The following is a 24,410-nucleotide window of genomic DNA, read 5'->3' as shown; positions in this document are numbered from 1 at the left end:
CTACTCAGCCACCGCATAATATTTCAGCCTGAAATACCTTGGTGCGCTGTATTAAGTCAGTGATTCCAATGTGGCTATATAAACATACCTTACATATAAATAGAAAACCCATATAGGGATCATTATGAGCTTAGTACTGATTTTACTGGCTGTGATTGCGTTCATTGTTATCGCCACCGCTAAATTTAAACTGCATCCGTTTTTAACCCTGATTCTAGCTTCGTTTTTAGCGGCATTTGCTTATGGTCTGCCGAGCGCTGATATTGCCAAAACAATCACTTCTGGTTTTGGTGGCATTCTAGGTTACATAGGTTTAGTGATTGTACTCGGTACGATTATCGGTACCATTTTAGAAAAGAGTGGCGCGGCTATTACCATGGCAGATGTGGTGATTAAAGTGCTAGGCAAACGCTTCCCAACCCTCACCATGTCAATCATTGGTTATATCGTGTCGATCCCTGTATTTTGTGACTCAGGTTTTGTGATTCTAAATTCACTCAAGCAATCAATGGCTAACCGCATGAAAGTATCAAGCGTGTCGATGAGCGTCGCGCTAGCAACCGGTCTATATGCAACTCATACCTTTGTGCCACCAACGCCAGGTCCTATTGCTGCTGCGGGTAACCTAGGCCTTGAATCAAATCTTGGTTTAGTAATTTTCGTCGGTATTTTTGTTGCCGCATTTGCCGCGCTAGCAGGCACATTATGGGCAAACCGCTTTGCCAACGTACAACCAGATGGTGAAGGCGCAGAAGAGCTACTTAACCAGCAAGACGAATTTGATAACCTGAAAAAAGCGTACGGCACATTACCTAGTCCAACTCGTGCATTCGCGCCAATTTTTGTGCCTATCTTACTTATCTGTTTAGGCTCGATTGCGAACTTCCCATCAGCGCCAGTAGGTGATGGTGTCATGTTTGATATCCTAGCGTTTCTTGGTCAGCCTGTTAATGCCTTGATGATTGGTTTGTTCATGTCGCTATCACTGCTTAAGAGCAACGATAAAGTAAAAGAGTTTAGTGATCGCATTAGTCAGGGTTTAGTTGTTGCTGCGCCAATCTTGCTAATCACAGGTGCTGGCGGTGCATTTGGTGCCATTCTTAAAGCCACAGATATTGGTACTTTCTTAGGTGAGTCATTATCAGCACTAGGGATTGGTATTTTTATGCCATTTGTTGTGGCTGCCGCACTAAAATCGGCACAAGGTTCATCAACAGTGGCGTTAGTAGCAACTTCGGCACTTGTTGCACCAATGCTTGGCGATATTGGCCTAGCAAGCGATATGGGCCGTGTATTAACCGTGATGGCGATTGGTGCTGGGGCAATGACAGTTTCTCATGCAAACGACAGCTTCTTCTGGGTCGTGACTCAATTTAGCCGCATGAGTGTTAAGCAAGCCTATAAAGCTCAAACCATGGCAACACTTATCCAAGGTATCACAGCGATGGCGTTAGTTTACTTACTAAGCTTAGTACTGCTTTAATCATTAATAGCACTTTGAACTAGACGAGCATAAATAGTAACTCAGCTCGTCTAATTCTCGTAGTTCACTCATCAAATCTTAACGCAAGTCTGCTTTATTCTTTGGAAACAGCCACACTTCGCTATAGGACCCCTCATGAAAATTGTGATAGCCCCTGACTCATTCAAAGAAAGCCTGACGGCGATGGAAGTGGCCAACGAAATTGAGCGTGGATTTCGCACTGCCCTGCCAAATGCTGAATATATTAAAGTACCGGTTGCCGATGGCGGAGAAGGCACTGTGCAGTCTATGGTCGATGCCACACAAGGCAGCATAGTCAAACTGCATGTCACAGGGCCTTTAGGCAATAAAGTTAACGCTTTTTATGGCATTTTAGGCCCGGCTTACCAAGGCGGTAAAAAAACCGCAGTCATTGAAATGGCAGCAGCCTCAGGCTTACATTTAGCTTTGGAGTCTGAGCGTAACCCTCTTATCACCACCAGCTATGGCACTGGCGAGCTTATTGTCGATGCACTTAATCGCGGTATAGAGCATATTATTATCGGGCTTGGTGGCAGCGCAACCAATGACGGCGGCGCAGGCATGGCACAAGCGATTGGTGCTCACTTACTTGACGCTTCAGGCAAAGCCATCACAACTGGTGGTGCAGCGCTGACTCAGTTAGCAACAATCGACTTAAAAGACTTACATCCGCTAATTGCAAAATGCAGCTTTGAGGTCGCCTGCGATGTTAACAACCCGCTGTGTGGTGATAAAGGTGCCTCCGCAATTTTTGGTCCACAAAAAGGCGCAACACCGCATATGGTTAAGCAACTCGACACCGCCCTTAGCCATTACGCCGATATCATTGCACAAACAGGCATTGTGGATAATCGAGATTATCCTGGTGCTGGCGCGGCAGGCGGTATGGGCTTAGGCGTTATGGCGTTTTTAGGCGCTCAGCTAAAACCAGGTATAGATATTGTCATGCAAACGGTCAATTTAGCTGAGTCAGTAAAAGACGCTGACTTAGTGATCACTGGTGAAGGCCGACTAGACAGCCAAACCTTGCACGGCAAAACACCTATGGGGGTTGCGGGCGTTGCTAAAGCTCAAGGTATTAAGATTATTGCTATCGCGGGATGTGTCAGTGATGATGCAAACGTACTGCTTGACCATGGTATAGATGCGCTATTTTCAATTACGCCAAGGGCTTTACCACTAGCCGAAGTATTGGCAAGTGCTAAACATAACCTCTACAGCACATCTAAGAATATCGCGGCACTTTATGCATTAGCCGCTAAAACCTAATGCTATCAAAACTGTAGAGACTAAGATCCCAAACTGAAATCCAAACTGAAATCCAAACAAAATAAAGGGCGCAGCTTTGCTGCCCTTTATTTTTTATTGACGGCGTGCTGACAACGTCCTCCCTTTCTTCTTAGACTTAGAACTGCGCTCCCTTAAATGACAAATTTTGACTCTGACGTTATCTGCGTTAGTCTGTGTCATATACTACCCAAAAGTATAAGGCTCGCCATTTTTATGCTTGAAGCGCTAAACAGCATAAAGTAAAGTGGCTTCCCATTTTGAAAGGCTGTATTAACAGCGTGATAAGTAGAGACTGTTAGACCAATGACACCAAGAAAAGCAACCGCTTCAGAAGAGGCACTACTGCGGATTTTTACGGTTCCAGAAGCCCCTGATTCAACCCTTAGTGTGATTGAGCAAAATATCTCGCAGAATTTAATGGGATTTTTACAAGAAAGCGTCGTAGCTGTAGAAAAACCGCTTTCAGAAGTCGAGTTAGATTTTCAGCAATACCATATTCCTTCTGCGCCGCAGTTTGTGTCTGATTATGCCGATAATATGATGCAAACATTAGTAGCACACTCTGTGCACACCTCTGCGCCAAGCTTTATTGGCCATATGACATCGGCCCTACCCTATTTTGTATTACCACTGTCAAAAATGATGGTTGGCCTTAATCAGAACTTAGTCAAAATAGAAACTTCAAAGGCCTTTACGCCACTTGAGCGCCAAGTGCTCGGCATGATGCATCACTTAGTCTATAACCAAGATCAAGCTTTTTATCAAAGTTGGATGCACAGCGCTAATGTCTCTCTAGGTGCATTTTGCTCTGGCGGCACAGTTGCTAATATCACAGCCCTTTGGACTGCGCGTAACCAACTACTAAAAGCAGATGGTGATTTTAAGGGTGTTGCTAAACAAGGGCTAGTTAAAGGCCTGCGTCATTATGGCTATGATGATTTAGCCATTTTAGTCTCTGAGCGTGGCCATTACTCTTTAGCCAAAACCGCCGATTTGCTTGGTGTGGGCCGTGAAAATATCATTCAAGTGCCGACATCAAATGACAATAAAGTTGATGTGGTAAAGATGCGCGAAATCGCCGCTAAGCTTGCTGCTGACAATATAAAAGTCATGGCGATTGTAGGCGTTGCTGGCACCACTGAAACCGGTAATATTGACCCGCTAAATGCACTGGCAGACTTAGCTGCAGAGCTCAATTGTCATTTCCATGTTGATGCAGCGTGGGGCGGAGCCAGTTTATTATCAAACAAATATCGTCATCTGCTTGCGGGAATTGAGCGAGCGGATTCAGTCACTATTGATGCCCATAAGCAGATGTACGTGCCTATGGGCGCGGGTATGGTGATTTTTAAAGATCCGACCTTTGCCAATGCTATTAAACATCACGCAGAGTATATTTTACGTCAGGGATCAAAAGATTTAGGTAGCCAAACCCTTGAGGGGTCTCGCCCAGGTATGGCGATGCTAGTACATGCTTGCTTGCAAGTAATTGGCCGCGAAGGTTATGAGATTTTAATTAATAATAGCCTTGAAAAAGCCCGTTATTTTGCAGATTTAATTACCGCAGAAGCTGATTTTGAATTGGTATCAGAACCTGAGCTTTGCTTATTAACCTACCGCTATGTGCCGCAATCGGTGCAGCTAGCAATGGCTAATGCTCGTGAAACAGGTGATATAGAAACCCTCAAGCAATTTAATACCTTGCTTGATGGCTTAACTAAGTTTGTGCAAAAAACACAACGTGAACAAGGGACTTCTTTTGTTTCTCGTACCCGTATCAATCCAGAAAACCACCAGCTAATGGACATCAAAGCGGTTGTGTTTAGAGTGGTATTAGCCAACCCGCTCACTACCCATGAGATCTTACAGCAAGTACTTACCGAACAAACTCAAATAGCTAATAGCGATACGCGTTTCTTACCTAAACTGCTAGAACTCGCACAAAACTAAATCGATTAACAGCGGGCTCGAGCAAATCGATTCATTCTCGAGTCTCGCTTTAATAGGTTAGCAATTAACAGCCCTTACAATTGCTGCTTTTAGGATCAAACTCTACAACATTCCCCTGTTTATCCAGCGACAAATAACAGCACTCTTCATACAGCCCCCGTAGGCGCTCACGAGACTTTTGCACTCGAGACTTGAGTGTTGAATAACTAATACCATGTTCAGCGGCATAATCTTTTTGTGATTGGCCATGGAGATCAATTGCAGTTAATAAAGCAGAGCTATCTTCAGGTAACGCGTTGATAAAAGGCTCAATACAGCGAGAAAGCGCCTGCTCAGTGCTTTCCTCACTTAGTTCATACCATAACTCTTCGCCTTCAAGCTGTGCTGCACGACCACGTTTACGATAAAAGTCTATGATGGCGTTATTAGCGACTTGATAAAGCCAAGACTTAACTTTTGCCTCAGACTGTACCGAGTGCAGATTATCAAAAGTCTTAATCAAAATTTCTTGCAAGAGATCATCAACGTCATCGGGATCTGACACTTTTGCATGTAGAAAAACCTTTATTTTATTTCGGTATTCTTGCCAAATGGATTCTGTCTTCATTAACGATTATCTGTTTATCAATCAATTGTAATGGCTTAATCATAGCTTTCGCTGATGTTTAGTCATTATTATAATTCAAATGAGTTTTGCTCCACATTAACGATACACTCGCGCTGTTATTCAGCACGCATTTCAGTATCGCCTTGCTCATTTTGCCAAGCAGCAAAACCACCCGCTAAATTTAGCACAGGCTTTAAGCCCATATCATGCGCTTGTTTAGCTGCATAAAGCGATCTTAAGCCATGGGCGCAATAAAACACGTAGGTTTTATCTTGATTAAATATAGGGTTATGCACAGGACAACTAGGGTCAATTAAAAACTCTAGCATGCCGCGCGGGCAAGTAAACGCGCCTGGAATAACGCCAAGCTTGTCCCGCTCAGATGCTTCTCTCACATCAACAAAAATGTAATCGTCATTTTGATAAAGCATCTTTGCTTGTTCAATGTTGATATCTTTTACCACTTCACGAGCTTCAGCTGCTATCGCTTGAATGCCCTTGATAATATTTTGAGCCATTTGTGTTCTCCTCTCTCGCTAACTTAAGTCAAACAAGTTAAGTCAGTTGGACAATTAGCGAGATAATAATTAAATTCTTTAATCTTCATTGGCCATGCTAAAACTTAAATATTAGTTTTGTAACTGATTGATTGCGCTATTTAGCAATTCAAATGAAGCTTGGATCTGCTCGAGTGGCGCAGCAAAATTGAGGCGATAAAAGTTCTCATCAATTTCACCAAACCAAGTGCCTGGTGTAAGCGCCAATTTCGCTTTTTGAGTCAATAAACTTTTTAGCTCAGTAGAATCGAGTTGTAAGCTGCTAAAATCGAGCCAAATTTGGTTAGTGCCTTCTGGTTGGTAAAATTTAACTTGTGGCAATTGCACAGTTAAATACTCGGTGATCCAATCTCGGTTAGCTTGGGTGTAATCTAAAAATGCCTCAAACCACGGCATCCCCTGCTGATAAGCTGCAATCGTTGCATATGTAGTAAACGCGTTACCGTGATCTAGCGACATAGAGCTCACTGTAGAGTTAATTTGTTGCTTTAACTCAGGGTTATCACTGTAGATATAGCCATTTGAAATACTGTTTAAACCAAAGTTTTTTGCTGGCGAACCAATAATTGAAATACTCTGCTCATAGCCAAATTCGATAATGCTAGTGAACTCATTGCCTGTAAAAATAATATCGGCATGCACTTCATCGCTGATGATCAAAGTGCGGTACTTTCTAGCGATAGCGACTAACTGCTCAAGCTCTGCTTTTTGCCATACACGGCCGACCGGATTATGTGGGTTACAGAGCAATACTATTTTTACATCGCCTTGCTTTAACTTGTTTTCAAAATCTTCAAAATCCACTACATAACGACCGTTTTCGGTTTTTAAGGTATTGGTTACTGCCGTTCTCCCTGCAGACTCTATTAAACGACGGAACTGATGGTACACAGGAGTTTGAATTAACACACCATCGCCCTTTTCTGAAAACTCACGTATAAGCAAAGCAATTGCACTTAGCACGCCAGGCACTTGCACGAAGTTATCTGGGTTAAGCGTTAGTTGATGACGCTGCTTGTTCCAGTCACTTATTGCATTAAATACGCTTTTTGAATCAAACTCATAAGAGTAAGTTTCTCTATCAACTAGGTTTTGCATAGCGGCAGTGATTGGAGATGCGATTGGAAACTCCATATCCGCAATCCAATACGGCACAACATCATCGGTACCATAAACTTGATTGAGCATTTGGCTATCACTCTTAATAAACTTGTGGCCAATAGATTTGTTATTTACTGCTGAACTGAACATGGTTTTCTCCAACCGAAATAGTCTGTTTGTAACTAAGACGTTTAGTTAGCAAAAAAGACGCAAAATATATCGATTAATTTCGAAATATTTTTAAATCCATGGAAAAAATGAGCAAGTTACCCATCGATGTAGTGAGGCCGCGACGCTAATGAAACGGTTAAAAATGCAGGAAATACTAGAAGTGGTAAAAGTTTAAACTATATAAAATATGACATAGCGGTAATACTCTAAATTAAGGTCTGCTATGCCACTATCTCAGCGAAGAGATATGCTCTAAGTGATAATGACCATGTAGTAGTGCGTGTGTTAACTAATACGTACTTGAGCTATAAACTACGGACTATAAACGAAATGTAAACGACAAACTGTAACAACTCAGTATTCAATGCTTCTTGCCTAACAAGCCAAATGTAGGCATTCAACCTTAGGCTTAAAATCCACCACTCCTTGCTGACCCATTTCGATATCACAATAGGTCATCAACAAAGCTTTAAACTTAATTCTGCCACGTTGAATGCGACTCTTGGCACCGGACAACGAGATCCCTAAACGATCTGCTACCTCTTGTTGTGACAAGCCATCAACTTCAGACCAAATCATCGCCATTTGATATTTCTCGGGCAAGCAATCAAACATTGGTCGCAAACATTGCGCCATTTTATCCAACGCTTGCTCCTCTTCAACATCATCAATTAGGTTGTCTGATAACTCATCATAGACTTCGCGGCCACGATAAAAGTCCATCATCACATTGTGAGTAATGCGGTATAACCAACTTTTTAAACTATCCTGAGACTTCAACTGATGCAGATGACTACTAGCTTTGATATAGACCTCTTGCAATATGTCATCAACGGCATCTACATCGTCGATATTTTTTAACACGTAATGTCTAAGTTGCTCTTTATGATTAAGCCAATCAGCTAGCATAGTAATCTCATCTTAAGTTAAACCGAGGTTAGCGGCATCGATGGAATTATAATTCGACAAAACTAGAAATACAACACTACCAAATTTGACACTACTCGCTTAAGCTTTGATTCGCCAAAATGATGCCTGTAACTGATGCGAATAAACCAATCTCATATTTTACATAACCGCTTACCATCATCAGCTTAGTTTACAAATCAAAATCTCGACCCGCTTATCAACCATATCGCCCGAATTACTCACGCCACGCTCAATGTATTGCTGCTGTTCTATAATCGTAAAGCCCACTTGTTCAAGCAAATGACTGACACTTTGTGCGTCATAAAGCTCAAAGCCATAGGCTGTAAAAGGCAAGTCTTGCATAAAGTCACGATGACCAAAGGCAATACCAAAAAGCCCTGTTGGTTGCATCACTCTTTTGATCTCGGCTAAATGCTGAATTGGGTTTTCCCAAAAATAGAGCGTATGTACGGTAAGCACTTTATCAAACTGGCTATTTTGATAAATTTGCTTAGCAGAGTTACCTTGCTGAAATTGCGCCTTACCAGACTCAATTAGATGCTGATTAATACGTAGCGCTTCATCAACCATTTCTCGTGACCAATCAAGACCGAAATAGCGAATATTTTCGGCGGTATTAACAACATCTTCAGCGAACGCAGCATTACCCGGGCCAATCTCGAGTACCTTATCGCCCGCTTGTAATTGCAAAAGCGCAATACACTGTTGATTAAGGCCTAAATTGGCTTTATTCATCTGCTTTGCAACATCAGCTGCTTGTTCGCCATTAGGACAACGTAGCTGCGCGGCAACTTGTTTAGCTTCCATTTTATCTTCCTTGATAGTTAAGTTATTGCTTTCAAAGCACAGTAACTGATCAAGCTGCAGCATTCTACCTTGTAAAAAATAAGGATAAGCCGTCCAGCCACTTCTAAACCGAACATACAAATATCAACTCCCTAGGCTGATACTTTAATCTTTTGGATTTAAATTTGTTCCAATATAGGCAATCGGAAAAACCATTCCAAATGTGGTTTGACAATCTGTTAGACTAAGGCAAATACTGATAAAAATAGAAATGTCATGCTTGGAACGTTAAAAAAAATGCGCAGCCACTTAGATGAGAATAATGTGGTGCAATATCAGCTGCCTGTAGGCGATGAGTTACTAGACTTAAATCCACTTATTGGTAGTCAGCTTACCCTTACTCATACAGGCAAAATCCTGTGCTGTAACTGTGGTAAAAAAACCAAGAAAAGTTACTCTCAAGGCCATTGTTATGTATGTATGCAAAAGCTAGCAAGCTGCGATATGTGCATAATGAAGCCGGAAACTTGCCACTTTGCTGCAGGTACGTGCCGTGAGCCATCATGGGGTGAGGCAAACTGCTTTGTACCACATTATGTCTACCTGTCTAATACCTCTGGCGTAAAGGTTGGCATTACTCGCCACACTCAACTACCTACCCGCTGGATAGATCAAGGCGCTACACAAGGGCTACCGATCTTTAAAGTAGAGACTCGTTTGCTTTCAGGTTTGGTCGAAACCGCACTTGCAGAATTGATTGCAGATAAAACGAATTGGCGCACTATGCTAAAAGGTAATGCTGATGATCTTGACCTAAAAGCACAAGCCACAACGCTAATTCCACAAATTGCAGCAAGGCTAAAAGAGATCACCGCAGAACACGGTGAGTTTGCTGTCACTGAGCTTGATGAAGAGATCCAACCGATTAATTATCCGGTAGATGCTTTTCCTAGTAAAATAAGCTCTCACAACTTTGATAAAAACCCTGAAGTCTCAGGCATTTTACAAGGCATAAAAGGCCAGTACCTTATTTTTGATACTGGCGTGATCAATATGCGAAAGTTTGGTTCTTACGAGATAAGCGTCAGCCTATAATTAGCTAACGTAGAAAGACCTTATCGGCTCGTTTAATTGAGATTGCCCCAAAGCTACCAATTTAACGAGTCGATTTTATTTTTGTGCTGCTTTAGCCATTATCTGTAATTTGGCTTTTTTGGTGGCACCAACCACTCCCAGAGTTTGGCTACCTACGCTATCGTAAGTCAGCTCGATAGATTTTAAGTCTCCACTTGGGACGCTCATACTACGGCTTGAAAGACCTTTAGTTAACACACCAAGATTATTGACCTTTTTATTGCTACCATCGGCCATATTAAAAACCACTTGATCTAAGTTTACCGTACCTTGAATACATTTAAGCTTAATATGGCTTATCTGCTGTTGTGCCTTTTTCAGATTAACTTTATCGGTTTCGGTTTTATAGTTAACGGTTTTCTCTGCAATTTGTAGCCAATCATCGGCGGCAACTTGATTAATACTGAGTGCTAATAGCAATACTGAAAGGTTAATCCATTTCATCAGTGTTTCCTTAGTGATTTGATATCGCGATCCCTAAAGAAAATATAGCACTGATGAACAGAGTTAACGCACCGGAACTGGTTTTAACATACTTGATAATAACTGCTCAAAGCGCTGTTCTCGCTGCTCTGGTGTCTTGTCTAACTCAGTAAAGCCTTGCGCTAAAACGCGCCATACTGGCATTGGGCTCGTTGGATTAAATAAGGCAACTAAAACAGAACCTTTTTCATACTTATCGTCAACGCCTTCTGTAGATAAGCCCGCCACCAGCCCCGCTTTTTTCAAGATCTCTTTATCGCTCATTTCAGATTCTAGCGCTAAACCATAGCCCACTAAAATACTCGGCTTTTCATTCAAACTTGCTAAGTGATAGCCTTTATTTTGCATCACCTGAGTTAGCGCCGATTGCATATGCTGGATCACCACAGCCTCATCAACTTCATCATTTGCATGAACGGCAAACATAGTTGGATGCCATGCAAAAGCGGTTGAGCCGCTATTAAGCGAACTTAAATCACCGCTAATTACCATCGTTGTGCGAGTAGCTGCCATTTCTTGCTGATCACTGCCAGTTGAGCTACAAGCTGTTAGCAGAATTAAACTCACCATGGCTACCCAGAATGTTTTGTTTATCATAAGTCTAAAAATCCCTCTTATTGCTTTTATCATCTGAATTAATACCAATCCATATAAGGTTATCACCTTACACATTAACCTAACCTGACTCGAGCTAACTGTCGACCACCTCAAGTGCGATTAGAATAAATGTGGCTATTGTCGACCTTAAAAAATCCATAAAAAAAACCGGCGCCTAAGCACCGGTTTTATCTAGTTTCTATATTTGCTACTAAGCTACTTGATATCAACCACTAGGCTTGCACCTGTGCTCGATGGTGCACCATCAGCGCTGATATAATACCAACCTTCGCTTGGGGCATTTATCGTTAAACTTTCAACGTTACCTTGGTTTTCTGATTTAACTTCAAACGAATCAGGTCCAGCCCAAGTTTGACTATTGCCGTATAGGTTAACATCGCCACTACCGTGACCACTTGCTACATTCACCTCTGCAGTACCCGCTGGTACATAGAAGTAATAGCTTGAGTGACCATCAGCAATACAAATTGCTTCACCAAACTCAACGCCACCATAGCTATATGGCGATTGGGTTTCACAGGCGTCAGCCACTGCAACAGGTTGCGTCCCACTATCACCGCCATCAGTTAGGCTTACGCTAAGGCTGACTCCGTCATACTCTGCACTCGCAACTAAGCTGACATATACCCAGCCACGGTTGGCGATAACACTAAGTTGTTCGTTATTGCCTGCTGTAGCAGATTTAGCAGTATAAGCAGATGGTTTAGCCCAAATACTTTGATTGAAATACACATCTACATCACCATTACCACCCGCGGTATTGATATAAAGTGGTGTATTGTCTTCGTCAATATAGGTGTAGAAATAGTTGATATTAGTGCCAGCAACACACTCTAGCTGATCTTTAGTCAGATTACCGTCTGTAATCGTTGCTGCACCGCAATGCTCAACAGGAATAACTGGGCCGTCAGTATCAGCATTATCACCTATGCCATCTCCATCAGAATCCGCCCACTCAGTCGGGTCGTTCGGGAAAACATCGGAGTTATCACCATAGCCATCGCCGTCTGTGTCTGTCGTCTCTGTAGCATCGTTAGGGAATGCATCAGCATTATCGCCGACTCCATCACCATCAGAGTCTTGTGTTTCGGTAGGATCATTGGGGAAGGCATCTTGGTTATCAGCAACACCATCACCATCTGAGTCCACTGGTACAACAATACCGGTATCTATCGTGTCATCATTACTGGTCACTGACGCCAACCAAGTATTCCACTCGCTGTTGTAGTTCTGGCCAATCGTATTGTCGATATAAGCTAACCAGCCAGCAGCATCACCGCCACGAGCAAGAACCAATAAAGCATCTACATCGGCTCGATGATTTTCAAACAAGAAACGTACTGCTAAATAGCCCCAGCTATAAACTCGCTCTGAACCACTGTTATAAGTATTAGACAGAATTTCACTTAAGCTATAAGCCTGCGAGCGGCCTAATTCAATTGCGCCGTCATTACGGTTTTGCTTAGAAATATATTCCGCTAGACCTTCTGACCACCAAACAGACTTACCGGTATCGATATCAAAATAGTTAAACGCACCATATAAATTGAAACGTCCATCAAGATAATGCACATATTCATGCTTGAGGTTCCAAACTAAAATATCCTCAGTCCATGTTGCTTCATGAGCAATAAACCTTGCTTGGTTGCCCTCTTGTGATGGTGTGCCCTCTAAATACATACCGCCGTTATCGGTGCTAATACCAAAAATTACCCCAGCATATTGAGCATAATCATCATAGCTATCAAAAATGTTAACTTCTAAACTCTCGTTTAAGTCATCAGCCACAGGTTGATAACCCGTTGCCAATACATTGTGGAACAGCGTTTCTTCCGCGCCCATAAGATCGCACGAATCTTGTAACTCATTATCCGTTAGCTGCTGCGCACGAATATAAATGGTGTCGCTACAGTTGTAATTAATAGGTAGCGCCGTTTGTTCAAGCTCGGCTTCCCAGCCACATATACCAAATTGCTCACAGTCGCCTGGATTATAATAATCTAGATAGCCTGCACCATCGGCCCACTCGGCTGACATGCGCTCGAATTTGCTCATATATAATTGCACGCCATCGTTTAGGCGAGTTTTAAAACTTTCAGGCAAGTTCCAGTACTGCTGATATTCATAAAAACGGCCAAACTCATGAAAAGCATCGGTCGATTCATATTGGTAAGCCGAGTTAATAATGTAATCGCTAGTCGCGATATTAAGCAGCGCGTCAATCAAGTCACCATGGTCTAGCGCTTTCTTATTGTAGTCTTCAGCCCAGCTACCGTAGTAAAGCGTAGTAAGTGCACTCGTTAATGCTGCGCGATGACGATTACTTGCTAAAAAATCGGCATTAAATCGCTGTAAGTAATCGGTAATAACTGGCACGCTCTCTAATATACGATCGGCACTGGACCACGAAGTAAAGAACTCTGATAGGGTGTCACCTGCATTTTGACTAAGGTCAAATAGATAAGGACTTTTGGCATATTCAAGTAAAACTGAATACACAGCATCTGCCGCTTGAGTATCGCTATAAGTCAAATCATCGTTATAGAACTCGATATAAAATGCGCCGCGAAGAAAGTAAAACAAATTGCGCATCTCTGTGCCATTTCGGCTGTCGTAACTAGCAGCAATGTTCTTGGCTTGATTAGCAACAGAAACGACATTTTCCACCTGATAAGCAGCTACTGACGCGGCGTCATTTCTTGAGTAAAGCTCAGAAATACATGAGATATCAGCTTGTCTAACAAAATCAAATAACGCCTGACCCGTTAAATCCGCAAGCTCACTGCTGCATACATTGGCTTCAGCCTCTGCAGCAGGTCCAACAGTCCCCATAGGGCCTTCAATCTTTTTTGCAGGCTTACTCTTGGGTGCTTGTTGACGTTTATTATCAACACCTTTTTGCTGACCGGGGATATTAGCGCCTTTTTCAAAACGCTTTTTCTTGTTAGCTACGCCGTGAGCAGGTTTAGCAGCCTCAGCCACTTTCGCAGTTTCAGTGCTATGAGCCAATGCTGAGTTAGGCAGCAAAATTGCCGAGCAAGCGAGTGCTATGGCATGCATTTTAAACTGACTTTTGTTAAGCCATACATTCGATGATTTGATTGACATGTGTAACTCCAATTATCCACGGCTACATGGCTAAATCACCTAATGCTTAAAAGTGATAAATGCTGTTTTCAGCATTGCTTACCGTGTTTTGACTGTAATATTTTTATAATTGTTAATCTTTTGTTAAAAAGACTATTAAGTTTATAATTTATACAATATCCACAATCAAGTATTAAAAACCGACTTTGCTGTCATCCTTATGTAAGCTTGTTGTAGTAAGTGAATGAAGATTCACCAGTCAAAAAAATGGCAAGTACTATCGCCTTATAGCGAAAAATCAAATTGGAGTCAGGTGATATTAGGATTTATAACTAGATAAATTTACTTATTAAGTAGTGCTATTAGATAGAGAAATTCTGCATTAATAAGCAACCATAATCTGCGTGCAGTTAATCAGGTGGAGTATAAAAACTAATTCAAGCGGATAAGGCGTTACTGCAAGGTCTATGCGTAAATTTGCTAGATGCTAACTGTATAGAAATTTAGCCAAATGAGCTTGTCAGGCCATCAACGGAATTTATGCTTTACTCTGCGACTTCAAATTCACGCCTTTCGCTTTGACAAAATAGCCTCAGCAAACAAGCAAAACCAATACGTCAAAAATTTTCTCCGTTAGTCATCATCAAGCAGATAACCAGCAAAACCACGTGAAAAAGTGACTAAATATGCAACTATAATTTATTCGATAGTGCATATAACAAAAAGGAATTTATTATTACTCCGAAAGCTGGAAACTAGGCAAAAAAACGCTATTAACCTCTAATAGCTAACAGGTTAGAATGCATATTCGCCAGAGGCGGCAAACGTTCGACATCTTTTTCCCCAGCTTTTGAGTTACACTTTATGGAACTGATTTTAACTATCGCACTGTTCGCCTTTTCTTCAGGCATTACTCCCGGGCCTAATAATATAATGCTCATGTCATCTGGAGTGAACTTTGGGGTAAAACGCAGCCTGCCGCACTTATTAGGAATTTGTATTGGATTTCCGACCATGGTGCTTGCCATTGGCCTAGGCTTAAGCGCTGTATTTCAAGCCTACCCGATTTTACATAGCATTATTAAATATGTTGGTATTACCTACTTATTGTATTTGGCTTGGCTCATTGCTAGCAGCAGTGCCAAAATGAACGGTAAAGACACTGCAAATCCACTTAGCTTTATTCAAGCTGCGGCATTCCAGTGGGTTAACCCCAAGGCTTGGATTATGGGAATTGGTGCAATTGCGACGTTTACCACCATGAACCAAGCTCTCACACCACAAGTATTAACCATTACTTTGGTGTTCTTTTTTGTCGCACTGCCGAGCGCATTTGTTTGGTTAGGCTTTGGCGTTGCATTAAAGCGATTACTAAAGAACCAAAGACAACAAAAGATATTTAATGTCACTATGGCGCTCTTGCTTGTACTGTCGATCGTGCCTATGATCCGGCCATAACTCTTCAAAGGCTATTCCCATGACTCAGGTAATCTCACCCGAATTACAACCATACGCAACAGAAACCGAAAACTGGGTTAAGCAAGTGATTATGAAGTATAACATTTGCCCATTTGCGAGACGCGAAGTTGAGCGTGCCAGTATTCGCTACGCAGTGATTGATGAGTCTCGCATGCAAAATGTACTGCAAGCCCTTATCGAAGAGTGTGCCTATTTAGATAAACACACTGATATTGAAACCACTCTGTTTATCATCCCACGCGGGTTTGAAGGCTTTTATCTGTATTTAGATTTGGTTGATATCGCTAATGACCTGCTTATTGAACAAGGTTATGAAGGCGAATATCAGTTAGCCAGTTTTCACCCTGACTATTGTTTTGAAGACGAGCCACAAGATTCAGCTGCTAACTATACCAATCGCGCTCCTTACCCAACTCTGCATATTATTCGTGAAGCGAGTATGGAGCTAGCGCTATCAACTTACGATGAGCCAGAAACCATCCCTGAACGCAACATCGCTTTTGCTGAACGTAAAGGCACTCAGTTTTTCGTGGACTTATTAGCTAACTGCAAAAAAGCTCAGTAATTTAAATTTACCGCCTTTTTATATCAATGGCGAAAACGCCATTATTTAACCAAATTTAGGATCTACGCCTTATGGCTAAAAAGTATTATGTTGTGTGGGCCGGGCGTGAAACCGGTATTTTTACCAGCTGGGATTACACCAAGAAACAAGTGGATAAATTTCCACAAGCAAAATACAAGTCATTCCCGACTGAAGCAGAAGCTAAAGCCGCTTTTGCTAACGCGCCAAGCTATAGCTCGAACTATGGCGCAGCTAAAAAGCCTGCCTCTGCAACCAAGACTAAAACAGCGCCTAAAGCCAGTTTAGATATCGATTTAACTCGCTGCGAAGTTTCAATTTTTACCGATGGCGGCTGCGAACCAAACCCAGGTAAAGCAGGCTCTGGTGTAGCAGTTTATCTAAACGCTAAATTAACCGAACTCTACTACGGCCTGTATAACGCTAACGGTACTAATAACTCTGCCGAGCTAAATGCACTGCATCAAGCACTGTTAATTGCAGATAAATCGCTAAAACAAGGGCTAAGCGTGCAGATCTTGAGTGACTCGCAGTACTCAATCAACTGCATCACAAACTGGGCTTATGGCTGGAAAACCAAAGGTTGGAAACGCAAAGTTGCTGGCGATATTAAAAACTTGGATATCATTCAGCAGTCGCATGAGTTATATGACTCAATTAAAAATAAGCTCAACATTCAGCACGTTGCCGCGCACGTAGGGATTGAAGGCAACGAATTAGCTGACCGCATGTCAATTTACGCCATAGATCAAAAAGATCCGGCGTTTTGCCGCTATCCTGAGCCAATAGTATTAAGCGAGATATTGAGTTTACGCGCGGGCTAATGTCCCCGTTCCTCGCAAAGTGCTGATATACAAAGCAGTTGACACTTTTTTACCTTTTTATACTCGCTTGAGGTTAGGTTTAATGTGTCGACTGTGGCACAATCGCCGCCATGAAAATCTACATCTACCTACATAAAGCCCCTATCCGCGTTATCCGTATTGGCAGACGTCGATTTTGGCTGCGCCTAAAGCGCGATATGTTGGTGTTAAAAGATGCGCTTGCTCAAGAAAAGCAAGAGACTAAAGACATGTTAGTCACTTACAAACGCTACACCCGTAAGCAAGCATCAAAAGATGAGTTATCTCAGGCTAACAAGCAGTTTGCTGACCTTTTAAAAGGCCTAGGTTTAGGCATGTTTGCGGTTCTTCCTTTTGCGCCTATCACGATCCCTTTAGTAGTTAAACTTGGGCAAATGGTTGGCGTAGATGTATTGCCTAGCTCGTTTAACAATATGTCAGAACGCAAAGCCAATATGATGCGCGTAGCAAGCAAAGCTAATCTTGAGTCTAACGCCGACTAAATTGTTTTTAGACCGCAATCTATTCATCCTAACTTGCCCCATTACATCCCCTAACCTCTTAACAAAATAAACGTCTGCTAGCTTTACTCCCAAATCCAAGGCCTGATACTCTATCAGCCAAGCAATTCTCATTATTGATAACAAATACGAGTCCCTACATGAGCAACCTTATTATTTCTGGTGCTTCAGGCATCCCATTATTCATTTTTAATAACGACGCATATGCAAAATGGCGCGAGCAACAAGCTCCACGAGTTAATAACTGGCTAAATAACACTAAGTTTAGTGGTAGCGGCGCAAGCTTAATCCCAAATGCTGACGGCGAATTAGAGCAAGTTATTTTTGTTAGCAACAGCGATGATTCATACTGGTTGTGTGGCGATCTAGTCAACCAACTGCCAGCAGGCCAATATGAGTTGCGCGCACCAGAGCAACAAATCAATACCGCCGCTTTTAGCTGGGGTTTGGGCGCATATAAGTTTGACCGTTACAAAGAAAATACTAAAGAATTGCCAGTACTGATTGTGCCAACTCAAGCACAGGCTGATGAAGCTAACAAATTTATCCGTTCAGTGTCGCTAGTGCGTGACTTAGTCAACACGCCTGCAGCTGACATGATGCCGCAGCACCTAGGTGACACCATGACAGAAATGGCTGCAGAGTTTGGCGCAAATATCACCCAAATTATTGGTGATGACCTACTCGAACAAAACTATCCAACTATTCATATGGTTGGCCGCGCCAGTGAAAACTTACCGCGATTGATTGATCTAACTTGGGGCGATGAATCTGCACCTAAACTGACTTTAGTGGGTAAAGGTGTTTGTTTTGATTCTGGTGGATTAGATTTAAAACCAGGTTCAGGTATGCGCTTAATGAAAAAAGATATGGGTGGCGCAGCACATGTTATCGGCCTTGCTCAACTGATCATGGCGCATAACTTACCTGTAAGGTTACGCGTACTGGTACCTGCTGTTGAAAATGCCGTATCAGCCAACGCCTTTAGACCGGGTGATGTTATTACCACACGTAAAGGTATTACGGTTGAGATTGACAATACCGATGCTGAAGGCCGCTTAGTCTTGTGTGATGCATTAGCAGAAGCCAATAACGATAAACCAGAACTTGTGATTGATTTTGCAACCCTAACTGGCGCCATGCGTATTGCACTCGGTACTGAACTGCCGGGCTTTTTCAGCAACGATGAAGAAGTTGCTGCTGGCTTTACTGCATCTGGTTTAAAAGTGGACGACCCAGTTTGGCGTATGCCACTACACAGACCCTACCTTGACTTAACAGGTAGTGACATTGCAGATCTAGCCAACTGCGCTAAAACGCCGTTTGGCGGCGCAATTACTGCAGCACTTTATTTAGAAGAGTTTGTCGATAAAGGTATTAGCTGGAGCCACTTTGATGTGATGGCATACAACGTGCGCAAACTTCCAGGTCGCCCTGTAGGCGGTGAAGCATTTGGTATTCGCGCGGTGTTTGATTACCTGCAAAATCGTTTTAAGTAGTTATTAGCTATAGCGCGCACTTTTACGGCCTACTTTATGTAGGTCGTTTTTATATTTGCAGTCTGTAAACTTGTTAACGATATTGATAAATATCATCTAAAAACATCAAAAAAACACTGTTAATTTAATAAAGACTTCGATAACTTTTTCCCACAGTAAACCTCGACAAGCACAGAATCTGTACTCAATACAATTCTTACTTTTTGCCAAGGAAGTGGTTAATCGCCAATGCTTAAGGTCAGTGCTTAAGGTCAGTGCTTAAGGTCAATGACTGGCTATCGACTTATTGAATAGTGGGACCTAAAAGCAACACTTATTAAAAATAATATCGCTTTTATTTTTAATAAAAGCTTAATAAAGATACCAATTGATAATAAAAGCTAACTTCAAAAATATCACCTAGTTCACAATATTAATCAAACGCTACTTTATCGCTGCTGTGATTGCGCATTCAGTCACAACATCCGAAAAAAATATAGATACTATTCCTGCCCTAAATCCAATGTCGGATTTCATTTAGCGAGAATAAAAAGTGAAAAAGTTAAAGTTATCGATTCTAATTGGTGCACTACTTGCCGCCCCAACTTTTGTAATGGCTGATGAGTTTGAGCCTTCTGTAGAACTTGGTGGTGCATTAAAAGTTAAATACTATGTTGATGATGCTAATGAAGCTTCTAAGTCAAATGGCGGCGAATTTGCATTTGATGCATTAGAATTAGATATCGATAGTCAAATTAGTGAAAACTGGACTGCTAGCGCGAAGTACATTTTCAAAAACTCTTCAAGCAACCATTTCGTTAAATACGCTTATGCTGCATACAATGGTGTTGAAGATTGGCAATTCCAAGGTGGTATCGTTGGTAAGCCTTTTGGTAACAAGAGCTTTATTTCTCACAACTGGTGGGAAAGTATCAACTACTACATGGGCTTTGAAGATGACTACGATCTAGGTGCTAAAGCCATTTATAACTCTGGCGCTTGGACATCTGAAATCGCATTCTTTAAAAACAGCGAATACTCTGCAGAAGATACTCGTAGCTATGCTGCAGATACATTCTCTGGTGAAGTAAATGGCACAAAATACAACAACGAAGAAACTAACACTTTCAACATTCGTCAATCTTACGTTTTAGACTTTGATAAGTTAACAGTACAGCTTGGTGCATCTCTAGAATACGGTCAAATTTATGACTCACTTCATGATGACAACGGCACATCTACCGCTTATGCAGTACATTTAGATGCACAGTACAGCGGCTACCAATTACAACTGCAAATGGTTGATTACGACTATGACCAGTTTGATAGCAAAGGCAAGGACGGCCTATATGCAATGAAGATGGGTGAAGGCGCTTATGAGGTTGCTGCAAAAGGTCAAATTTTTGCTGCAAACATCGCGAAATCTATCGGTTATGACTGGGGTACTGTGACAGTTTACAACGATTACAGCCACCTAACTCCAGATACTGATGTTAACGCAAACCTTAATGACTCTGTCATTAACACTACAGGTATGAGCATTGCAGTTTCTGACTTCTTCATCTTCGTTGACCACATTTATGGTAAAAACGCAGTATGGATTGGTGGTCAATCAGGCTTAGGTATCGAAAACCAAGATGATGACTTCCACTCGCTATTTAACATCAGCGTTAGTTACTACTTCTAATACTGATGGTATTCCAACTTAATTGCTAGTGAGTTTAAATATAAGTTAGCTAACTGATTAAGTAGAATATCTCAAATGAAGGCCTGTCTATGACAGGCCTTTTTGCTATCTATTGGACAACACTATAATCTAAAACCAATATCGAACGTTAAAGTTGTAAATATGATGACCTGCAATCAGTATGACTATATAGAGTTGGTATGCTTATACCGCTTTCCTATTAAACTCACTTTAAAAAGCGGTGAAATAATTAGCGGCATCGCGGTTGATACATGCCGAAATACATTGAAGCAGCACTGTATAAAACTGATTTCAGAAACTCCCCCTCAGCAAGGTTCTCTAGAACAAGCTCGCCACTTAGTTGAGCTAGATAATATTTCCCATATGCATGTTTGTATTGATAACCCACATATACGAGATATTGAATTTGCTTAAGCCTTGGCTATTCCTCACTGTAGTTTCATAGTAGAGTGACTTGAGTAAACCCAGTTATCAATGAAGTCAGCATTTACTAAAAACACAAAAATGATTGCAGCTGGCAAAACTGAGTTTAGCCTTCTAACTAATAACCAGCAGGACGCAGCAATGAAACTTGCATTACTACCTCTTTTCGCCGTATTAACTTTTTCTTCATCGACCTTTGCCGAACAAGCCTCTGCGGAAAGTGTAAAGTTACTTATGAATAAAACTGGTGCAGGCGAACTGGGTGTTCAAGCCATGAATCAAATGTTACCCGCCTTAAAAAACATGGTTCCTAATGCTCCTGAATCATTTTGGAGTGATTATATGGCAGAGTTTGACTCAGAAGCTCTAGTTGAACTGACAGTGCCTATCTATCAAAAGTATCTCACTGAGGAAGAAGTGCTTGCATTAAATGCATTCTATGACACTCCTGCAGGGAAAAAACTTATCAAAGTTCAACCTCAGATCATGCAAGAGTCGATGATGGCAGGCCAGCAATGGGGCCAAACCGTTGCTGAAGATGTGATTAAAAAGTATCAACAACAATCTCATCAGCATTAGCCTTCTTGGTTCCACAAGATTGTTTATTAAGTTGCAAAGAGCCCTCAGCTTACAAAGACTCTTCAACTTACAAAGTCTCTCCTTCTCGAAGAGTCCTGAACTGGCAAATAGCCCTCAACTTGCCATCAAATAGTATCCAACTTAACAAAAAGAGCAGCTAGGCTGCTCTTTTCGATTTTCCAACTACGCCTTAGCGAGTTATAAGCTAATAAAAATACCAGCTAATACCGCACTCATTAAATTGGCGAGCGTTGCGGCAAGTACAGCTTTAAGACCAAGATTTGCCACTTCAGGACGACGCTCAGGTGCCATCACTCCAATACTGCCTAGCTGAATAGCAATAGAACCAATATTAGCAAAACCACATAAAGCAAACGTAATAATGACTTGAGAATGGGTCGACAATTGCTCTTTAACATTAGCAAAATCCATAAAAGCAACAAATTCGTTTAGCACTATCTTTTGGCCAATAAAGCTACCAGCAAGCATCATCTCACTTACAGGTACACCAATCAAAAATGCCACTGGCGCAAACAGATAACCAAGCAGGCTTTGCATTGTCACGCCTTCATAGTTAAACCAGCTGCCAGCAAGTTCAAGGCCTGCATTAAACATGGCTATCACGCTGATAAACGCAAGTAACATAGTACCGATAGCCACCGCTACTCGCATACCATTCATTGCACCAGAAGCAAGCGCATCAATCACATTACCGTGTTCACTTTTACTCATATCAACTTCTTGCTGATGTGTAATGTTACAGGTCTCCGGCACTAGCAGCTTAGCCATCATCAAGCTACCAGGCGCTGCCATAAAGCTTGCAGCAATCAGGTACTTTAACTCTACCCCTAAGCCGGCATAGCCACCCAGTACGCTACCAGCAACCGATGCCATGCCACCTGTCATTACCGCAAATAGCTCTGAACGAGTCATTTTTGGTAAAAAAGGCTTTACGAGTAGCGGCGATTCACCTTGGCTTAAAAAGATATTACCCGTAGTCACTAAAGATTCTGCACGGCTGATCCCAAGTACCTTTTGTAAACCACCACCGATAATTTTAATCACCCACTGCATAATACCGAAGTAATAGAGCATCGAAATGAGCGCACTAATGAAGATAACAAGGGGAAGTACTCGAATAGCAAATACAAAACTATTGGTAGCTAGATCGCCAAATAGGAACTTAATTCCCTCATCAGCAAAGCTTAATACTGAGGCAACCCCTTGGCTCACAGCACCTAGAATATTTTGCCCCATAGGCACATATAAAACTAATGCTGCTAATGCGGCTTGTAGAGCAAATGCTCCCGCAACAGTGCGCCAGTTAATGGCATTTCGATTTTCCGAAAAAAACCATCCGCACAGAATTAAAAAACCAATTCCTAGAAAGCTAATAAACAACGACATCATTTATCCCTAATAGAGCTAAAAAGGTAAGTTGCTAGTACTTTATTTGGGTCTTGGCGCAGAGGTACTTCGAAAAGCGACATTTGACGTGAGGCTACTTCTCCTTACGATTAAAGATGATAGTAGTCGAACGATTTGAATTTCCGGCCATTGATACAAATAAAAGTATCTAAAACTTACATAAGTTTTGCCGGTCCAGCTCCGTGGGTTGGTCACTTGTCCATGTATCGGCTTGCATTAATGTGGCGATGAGCAAGATACTCTAGCCGGAACGGGATTATACAAATGCCAGATAACATTAAAAGAGATTAATCTAATTTAGTTACACTATGTGCTGCTAAAGCGTTCTACAAATCACGCTAGCGAGATCTTGATCACGTAAATTAATAACATAACAGATAATAGTTAAAGCGTTGTCTTGTTAGTCAATGTGGTTAGCTTGTCAACTAGGCCCAGCAGTAAACCGTAACTACTAAGCCTATTTCTGTTACGGATAGTAAGTTGTGGATAGCAATGTCATTAATGATTAACTATCGCCAAAGTATTGTACCGCTCGGTCAATTTCAGCTTGGCTTGGTTTGTAAACAGTCCATTCGTCAGACTCATTTTTCTTATAACGAATTTCCTTGTTTTCTAAATCTAATTCGTAGAAAGGGAATACTTCACGAAGATTAAAAAACATCGCCGGAGCAAAAAATAAAATGTCAGCCGCTAAATAACCACCATTAAATTTGAGCGGCATTAGGCCATACATAGGCTCATACCCCTCAGATTCAGCTTTAAAGCGATACTGGCCAAAACTGGTAGTAGAGTATGTGTGCTCCACACTCGGCTCAATGACAAACTCTTGATATTTGTTGATGGTAATTGAAACGTCCGGTTGTACAGTTTGTAAATGTGTTGATGCACTACAAGCAGTAACAAGGACAATAATTGGAACGAGCAATAATTTTTTCATGTACTTTCAGCATGTAATAAGAGTGACAAGCTCAAACTCTAAACAATTAAATGACTTTAAGTAAGCTGATTTATTTTAAAAATTTGATCTAAAACATGATGAGTAAAGATAGCTATCTGTTAGCAGAAGTAACACTTACTTATTTCGTGCTTAAACACTTAGCTAATGTTTACCTAAGATGGACGTAGATAACAAAAAAGGACTAGCAGTTGCT

The 24,410-nt window shown here is 41.6% G+C and carries 22 protein-coding genes; 12 read left to right on the top strand and 10 right to left on the bottom strand.

What is annotated here, in order from left to right:
* Positions 1–124: 124 nt before the first annotated feature.
* The 3 genes from L2740_RS11040 to panP all read left to right on the top strand — a co-directional run bounded on the left by L2740_RS11040 (position 125) and on the right by panP (position 4,744).
* Complete coding sequence (locus tag L2740_RS11040) at positions 125–1,483, top strand: GntP family permease (RefSeq protein WP_248950250.1); 1,359 nt, start codon at positions 125–127, stop codon at positions 1,481–1,483.
* Between the two features lie 135 nt (positions 1,484–1,618).
* A complete protein-coding gene (locus L2740_RS11035; protein WP_248950249.1) occupies positions 1,619–2,773 on the top strand; it encodes a glycerate kinase in 1,155 nt (384 codons plus the stop codon).
* A 324-nt stretch (positions 2,774–3,097) separates the two neighbouring features.
* The gene (gene panP, locus L2740_RS11030) at positions 3,098–4,744 is read left to right on the top strand and encodes a pyridoxal-dependent aspartate 1-decarboxylase PanP (RefSeq protein ID WP_248950247.1); all 1,647 of its coding nucleotides are present in this window, start codon (positions 3,098–3,100) and stop codon (positions 4,742–4,744) included.
* 64 nt (positions 4,745–4,808) lie between these two features.
* On the opposite strand, the gene sigZ (L2740_RS11025) is transcribed toward panP, so the two are convergent.
* The 5 genes from sigZ (L2740_RS11025) to L2740_RS11005 all read right to left on the bottom strand — a co-directional run bounded on the left by sigZ (L2740_RS11025) (position 4,809) and on the right by L2740_RS11005 (position 8,917).
* A complete protein-coding gene (sigZ, locus tag L2740_RS11025) occupies positions 4,809–5,351 on the bottom strand; it encodes an RNA polymerase sigma factor SigZ (protein WP_248950246.1) in 543 nt (180 codons plus the stop codon).
* 116 nt (positions 5,352–5,467) lie between these two features.
* On the bottom strand, positions 5,468–5,869 hold the full coding sequence (locus L2740_RS11020) for a rhodanese-like domain-containing protein (RefSeq protein WP_248950245.1): 402 nt from the start codon (positions 5,867–5,869) through the stop codon (positions 5,468–5,470).
* Positions 5,870–5,980: 111 nt separating this feature from the next.
* Positions 5,981–7,159 carry a MalY/PatB family protein gene (locus L2740_RS11015; protein ID WP_248950244.1) on the bottom strand — a complete coding sequence of 393 codons (1,179 nt, stop codon included), beginning with the start codon at positions 7,157–7,159 and terminating at the stop codon, positions 5,981–5,983.
* A gap of 396 nt (positions 7,160–7,555) precedes the next feature.
* Entirely contained in the window at positions 7,556–8,089 is a 534-nt protein-coding gene (gene sigZ, locus L2740_RS11010; protein WP_248950243.1) for an RNA polymerase sigma factor SigZ, read from the bottom strand.
* A gap of 180 nt (positions 8,090–8,269) precedes the next feature.
* Positions 8,270–8,917 carry a class I SAM-dependent methyltransferase gene (locus L2740_RS11005; RefSeq protein ID WP_248950242.1) on the bottom strand — a complete coding sequence of 216 codons (648 nt, stop codon included), beginning with the start codon at positions 8,915–8,917 and terminating at the stop codon, positions 8,270–8,272.
* 255 nt (positions 8,918–9,172) lie between these two features.
* Between L2740_RS11005 and L2740_RS11000 the strand changes: the two genes are divergently transcribed.
* Complete coding sequence (locus L2740_RS11000; protein ID WP_248950241.1) at positions 9,173–9,991, top strand: DUF2797 domain-containing protein; 819 nt, start codon at positions 9,173–9,175, stop codon at positions 9,989–9,991.
* A gap of 75 nt (positions 9,992–10,066) precedes the next feature.
* Here the strand turns inward: L2740_RS11000 and L2740_RS10995 are convergent, their stop codons facing one another.
* The 3 genes from L2740_RS10995 to L2740_RS10985 form a co-directional block, all read right to left on the bottom strand.
* Positions 10,067–10,474, bottom strand: coding sequence for a hypothetical protein (locus L2740_RS10995; RefSeq protein ID WP_248950240.1), 408 nt, complete (start codon positions 10,472–10,474; stop codon positions 10,067–10,069).
* Between the two features lie 63 nt (positions 10,475–10,537).
* Positions 10,538–11,110, bottom strand: a complete 573-nt coding sequence (locus L2740_RS10990) for a DUF4136 domain-containing protein (protein WP_248950239.1) — start codon at positions 11,108–11,110, stop codon at positions 10,538–10,540.
* Between the two features lie 216 nt (positions 11,111–11,326).
* Complete coding sequence (locus tag L2740_RS10985; RefSeq protein ID WP_248950238.1) at positions 11,327–14,239, bottom strand: M9 family metallopeptidase; 2,913 nt, start codon at positions 14,237–14,239, stop codon at positions 11,327–11,329.
* An 843-nt stretch (positions 14,240–15,082) separates the two neighbouring features.
* On the opposite strand from L2740_RS10985, the gene L2740_RS10980 reads away from it, so the two are divergent.
* The 8 genes from L2740_RS10980 to L2740_RS10945 all read left to right on the top strand — a co-directional run bounded on the left by L2740_RS10980 (position 15,083) and on the right by L2740_RS10945 (position 21,831).
* On the top strand, positions 15,083–15,676 hold the full coding sequence (locus L2740_RS10980; RefSeq protein WP_248950236.1) for a LysE family translocator: 594 nt from the start codon (positions 15,083–15,085) through the stop codon (positions 15,674–15,676).
* Positions 15,677–15,695: 19 nt separating this feature from the next.
* The gene (locus L2740_RS10975; RefSeq protein ID WP_248950235.1) at positions 15,696–16,262 is read left to right on the top strand and encodes a DUF1415 domain-containing protein; all 567 of its coding nucleotides are present in this window, start codon (positions 15,696–15,698) and stop codon (positions 16,260–16,262) included.
* 71 nt (positions 16,263–16,333) lie between these two features.
* Positions 16,334–17,104 (top strand): ribonuclease H family protein, encoded by a 771-nt coding sequence (locus L2740_RS10970; RefSeq protein WP_248950233.1) that lies wholly within the window; start codon positions 16,334–16,336, stop codon positions 17,102–17,104.
* A gap of 110 nt (positions 17,105–17,214) precedes the next feature.
* On the top strand, positions 17,215–17,625 hold the full coding sequence (locus L2740_RS10965; RefSeq protein ID WP_248950230.1) for a hypothetical protein: 411 nt from the start codon (positions 17,215–17,217) through the stop codon (positions 17,623–17,625).
* Between the two features lie 158 nt (positions 17,626–17,783).
* A complete protein-coding gene (locus L2740_RS10960; RefSeq protein ID WP_248950229.1) occupies positions 17,784–19,142 on the top strand; it encodes a leucyl aminopeptidase family protein in 1,359 nt (452 codons plus the stop codon).
* Positions 19,143–19,674: 532 nt separating this feature from the next.
* Positions 19,675–20,808, top strand: coding sequence for a hypothetical protein (locus L2740_RS10955; RefSeq protein ID WP_248950227.1), 1,134 nt, complete (start codon positions 19,675–19,677; stop codon positions 20,806–20,808).
* Positions 20,809–20,970: 162 nt separating this feature from the next.
* The gene (locus L2740_RS10950; protein ID WP_248950226.1) at positions 20,971–21,243 is read left to right on the top strand and encodes a Rho-binding antiterminator; all 273 of its coding nucleotides are present in this window, start codon (positions 20,971–20,973) and stop codon (positions 21,241–21,243) included.
* 150 nt (positions 21,244–21,393) lie between these two features.
* Entirely contained in the window at positions 21,394–21,831 is a 438-nt protein-coding gene (locus L2740_RS10945) for a DUF2059 domain-containing protein (protein WP_248950224.1), read from the top strand.
* 198 nt (positions 21,832–22,029) lie between these two features.
* Here the strand turns inward: L2740_RS10945 and L2740_RS10940 are convergent, their stop codons facing one another.
* A complete protein-coding gene (locus L2740_RS10940) occupies positions 22,030–23,238 on the bottom strand; it encodes a NupC/NupG family nucleoside CNT transporter (RefSeq protein WP_248950223.1) in 1,209 nt (402 codons plus the stop codon).
* 526 nt (positions 23,239–23,764) lie between these two features.
* Positions 23,765–24,196, bottom strand: coding sequence for a hypothetical protein (locus L2740_RS10935; RefSeq protein WP_248950222.1), 432 nt, complete (start codon positions 24,194–24,196; stop codon positions 23,765–23,767).
* Between the last annotated feature and the right edge of the window lie 214 nt (positions 24,197–24,410).

Source organism: Shewanella pneumatophori (assembly GCF_023283895.1).
GTDB classification, from domain to species: Bacteria; Pseudomonadota; Gammaproteobacteria; order Enterobacterales; family Shewanellaceae; genus Shewanella; species Shewanella pneumatophori.
This window is presented reverse-complemented; position numbering and strand designations above follow the sequence as displayed.

Bases quoted from the DNA above. Each gene is read 5' to 3' on its own strand.
- L2740_RS10965 (WP_248950230.1), top strand. From the start codon at position 17,215: ATGAAAATCTACATCTACCTACATAAAGCCCCTATCCGCGTTATCCGT.
- L2740_RS10995 (WP_248950240.1), bottom strand. From the start codon at position 10,474: ATGAAATGGATTAACCTTTCAGTATTGCTATTAGCACTCAGTATTAAT.
- L2740_RS10985 (WP_248950238.1), bottom strand. From the start codon at position 14,239: ATGTCAATCAAATCATCGAATGTATGGCTTAACAAAAGTCAGTTTAAA.
- L2740_RS10970 (WP_248950233.1), top strand. From the start codon at position 16,334: ATGGCTAAAAAGTATTATGTTGTGTGGGCCGGGCGTGAAACCGGTATT.
- L2740_RS11040 (WP_248950250.1), top strand. From the start codon at position 125: ATGAGCTTAGTACTGATTTTACTGGCTGTGATTGCGTTCATTGTTATC.
- sigZ (WP_248950246.1), bottom strand. From the start codon at position 5,351: ATGAAGACAGAATCCATTTGGCAAGAATACCGAAATAAAATAAAGGTT.
- L2740_RS10945 (WP_248950224.1), top strand. From the start codon at position 21,394: ATGAAACTTGCATTACTACCTCTTTTCGCCGTATTAACTTTTTCTTCA.
- L2740_RS10980 (WP_248950236.1), top strand. From the start codon at position 15,083: ATGGAACTGATTTTAACTATCGCACTGTTCGCCTTTTCTTCAGGCATT.
- L2740_RS10975 (WP_248950235.1), top strand. From the start codon at position 15,696: ATGACTCAGGTAATCTCACCCGAATTACAACCATACGCAACAGAAACC.
- L2740_RS11015 (WP_248950244.1), bottom strand. From the start codon at position 7,159: ATGTTCAGTTCAGCAGTAAATAACAAATCTATTGGCCACAAGTTTATT.
- L2740_RS10960 (WP_248950229.1), top strand. From the start codon at position 17,784: ATGAGCAACCTTATTATTTCTGGTGCTTCAGGCATCCCATTATTCATT.
- L2740_RS11035 (WP_248950249.1), top strand. From the start codon at position 1,619: ATGAAAATTGTGATAGCCCCTGACTCATTCAAAGAAAGCCTGACGGCG.
- L2740_RS10940 (WP_248950223.1), bottom strand. From the start codon at position 23,238: ATGTCGTTGTTTATTAGCTTTCTAGGAATTGGTTTTTTAATTCTGTGC.
- L2740_RS11000 (WP_248950241.1), top strand. From the start codon at position 9,173: ATGCTTGGAACGTTAAAAAAAATGCGCAGCCACTTAGATGAGAATAAT.
- L2740_RS10990 (WP_248950239.1), bottom strand. From the start codon at position 11,110: ATGATAAACAAAACATTCTGGGTAGCCATGGTGAGTTTAATTCTGCTA.
- L2740_RS10950 (WP_248950226.1), top strand. From the start codon at position 20,971: ATGATGACCTGCAATCAGTATGACTATATAGAGTTGGTATGCTTATAC.
- L2740_RS11020 (WP_248950245.1), bottom strand. From the start codon at position 5,869: ATGGCTCAAAATATTATCAAGGGCATTCAAGCGATAGCAGCTGAAGCT.
- L2740_RS11005 (WP_248950242.1), bottom strand. From the start codon at position 8,917: ATGGAAGCTAAACAAGTTGCCGCGCAGCTACGTTGTCCTAATGGCGAA.
- sigZ (WP_248950243.1), bottom strand. From the start codon at position 8,089: ATGCTAGCTGATTGGCTTAATCATAAAGAGCAACTTAGACATTACGTG.
- L2740_RS10935 (WP_248950222.1), bottom strand. From the start codon at position 24,196: ATGAAAAAATTATTGCTCGTTCCAATTATTGTCCTTGTTACTGCTTGT.
- panP (WP_248950247.1), top strand. From the start codon at position 3,098: ATGACACCAAGAAAAGCAACCGCTTCAGAAGAGGCACTACTGCGGATT.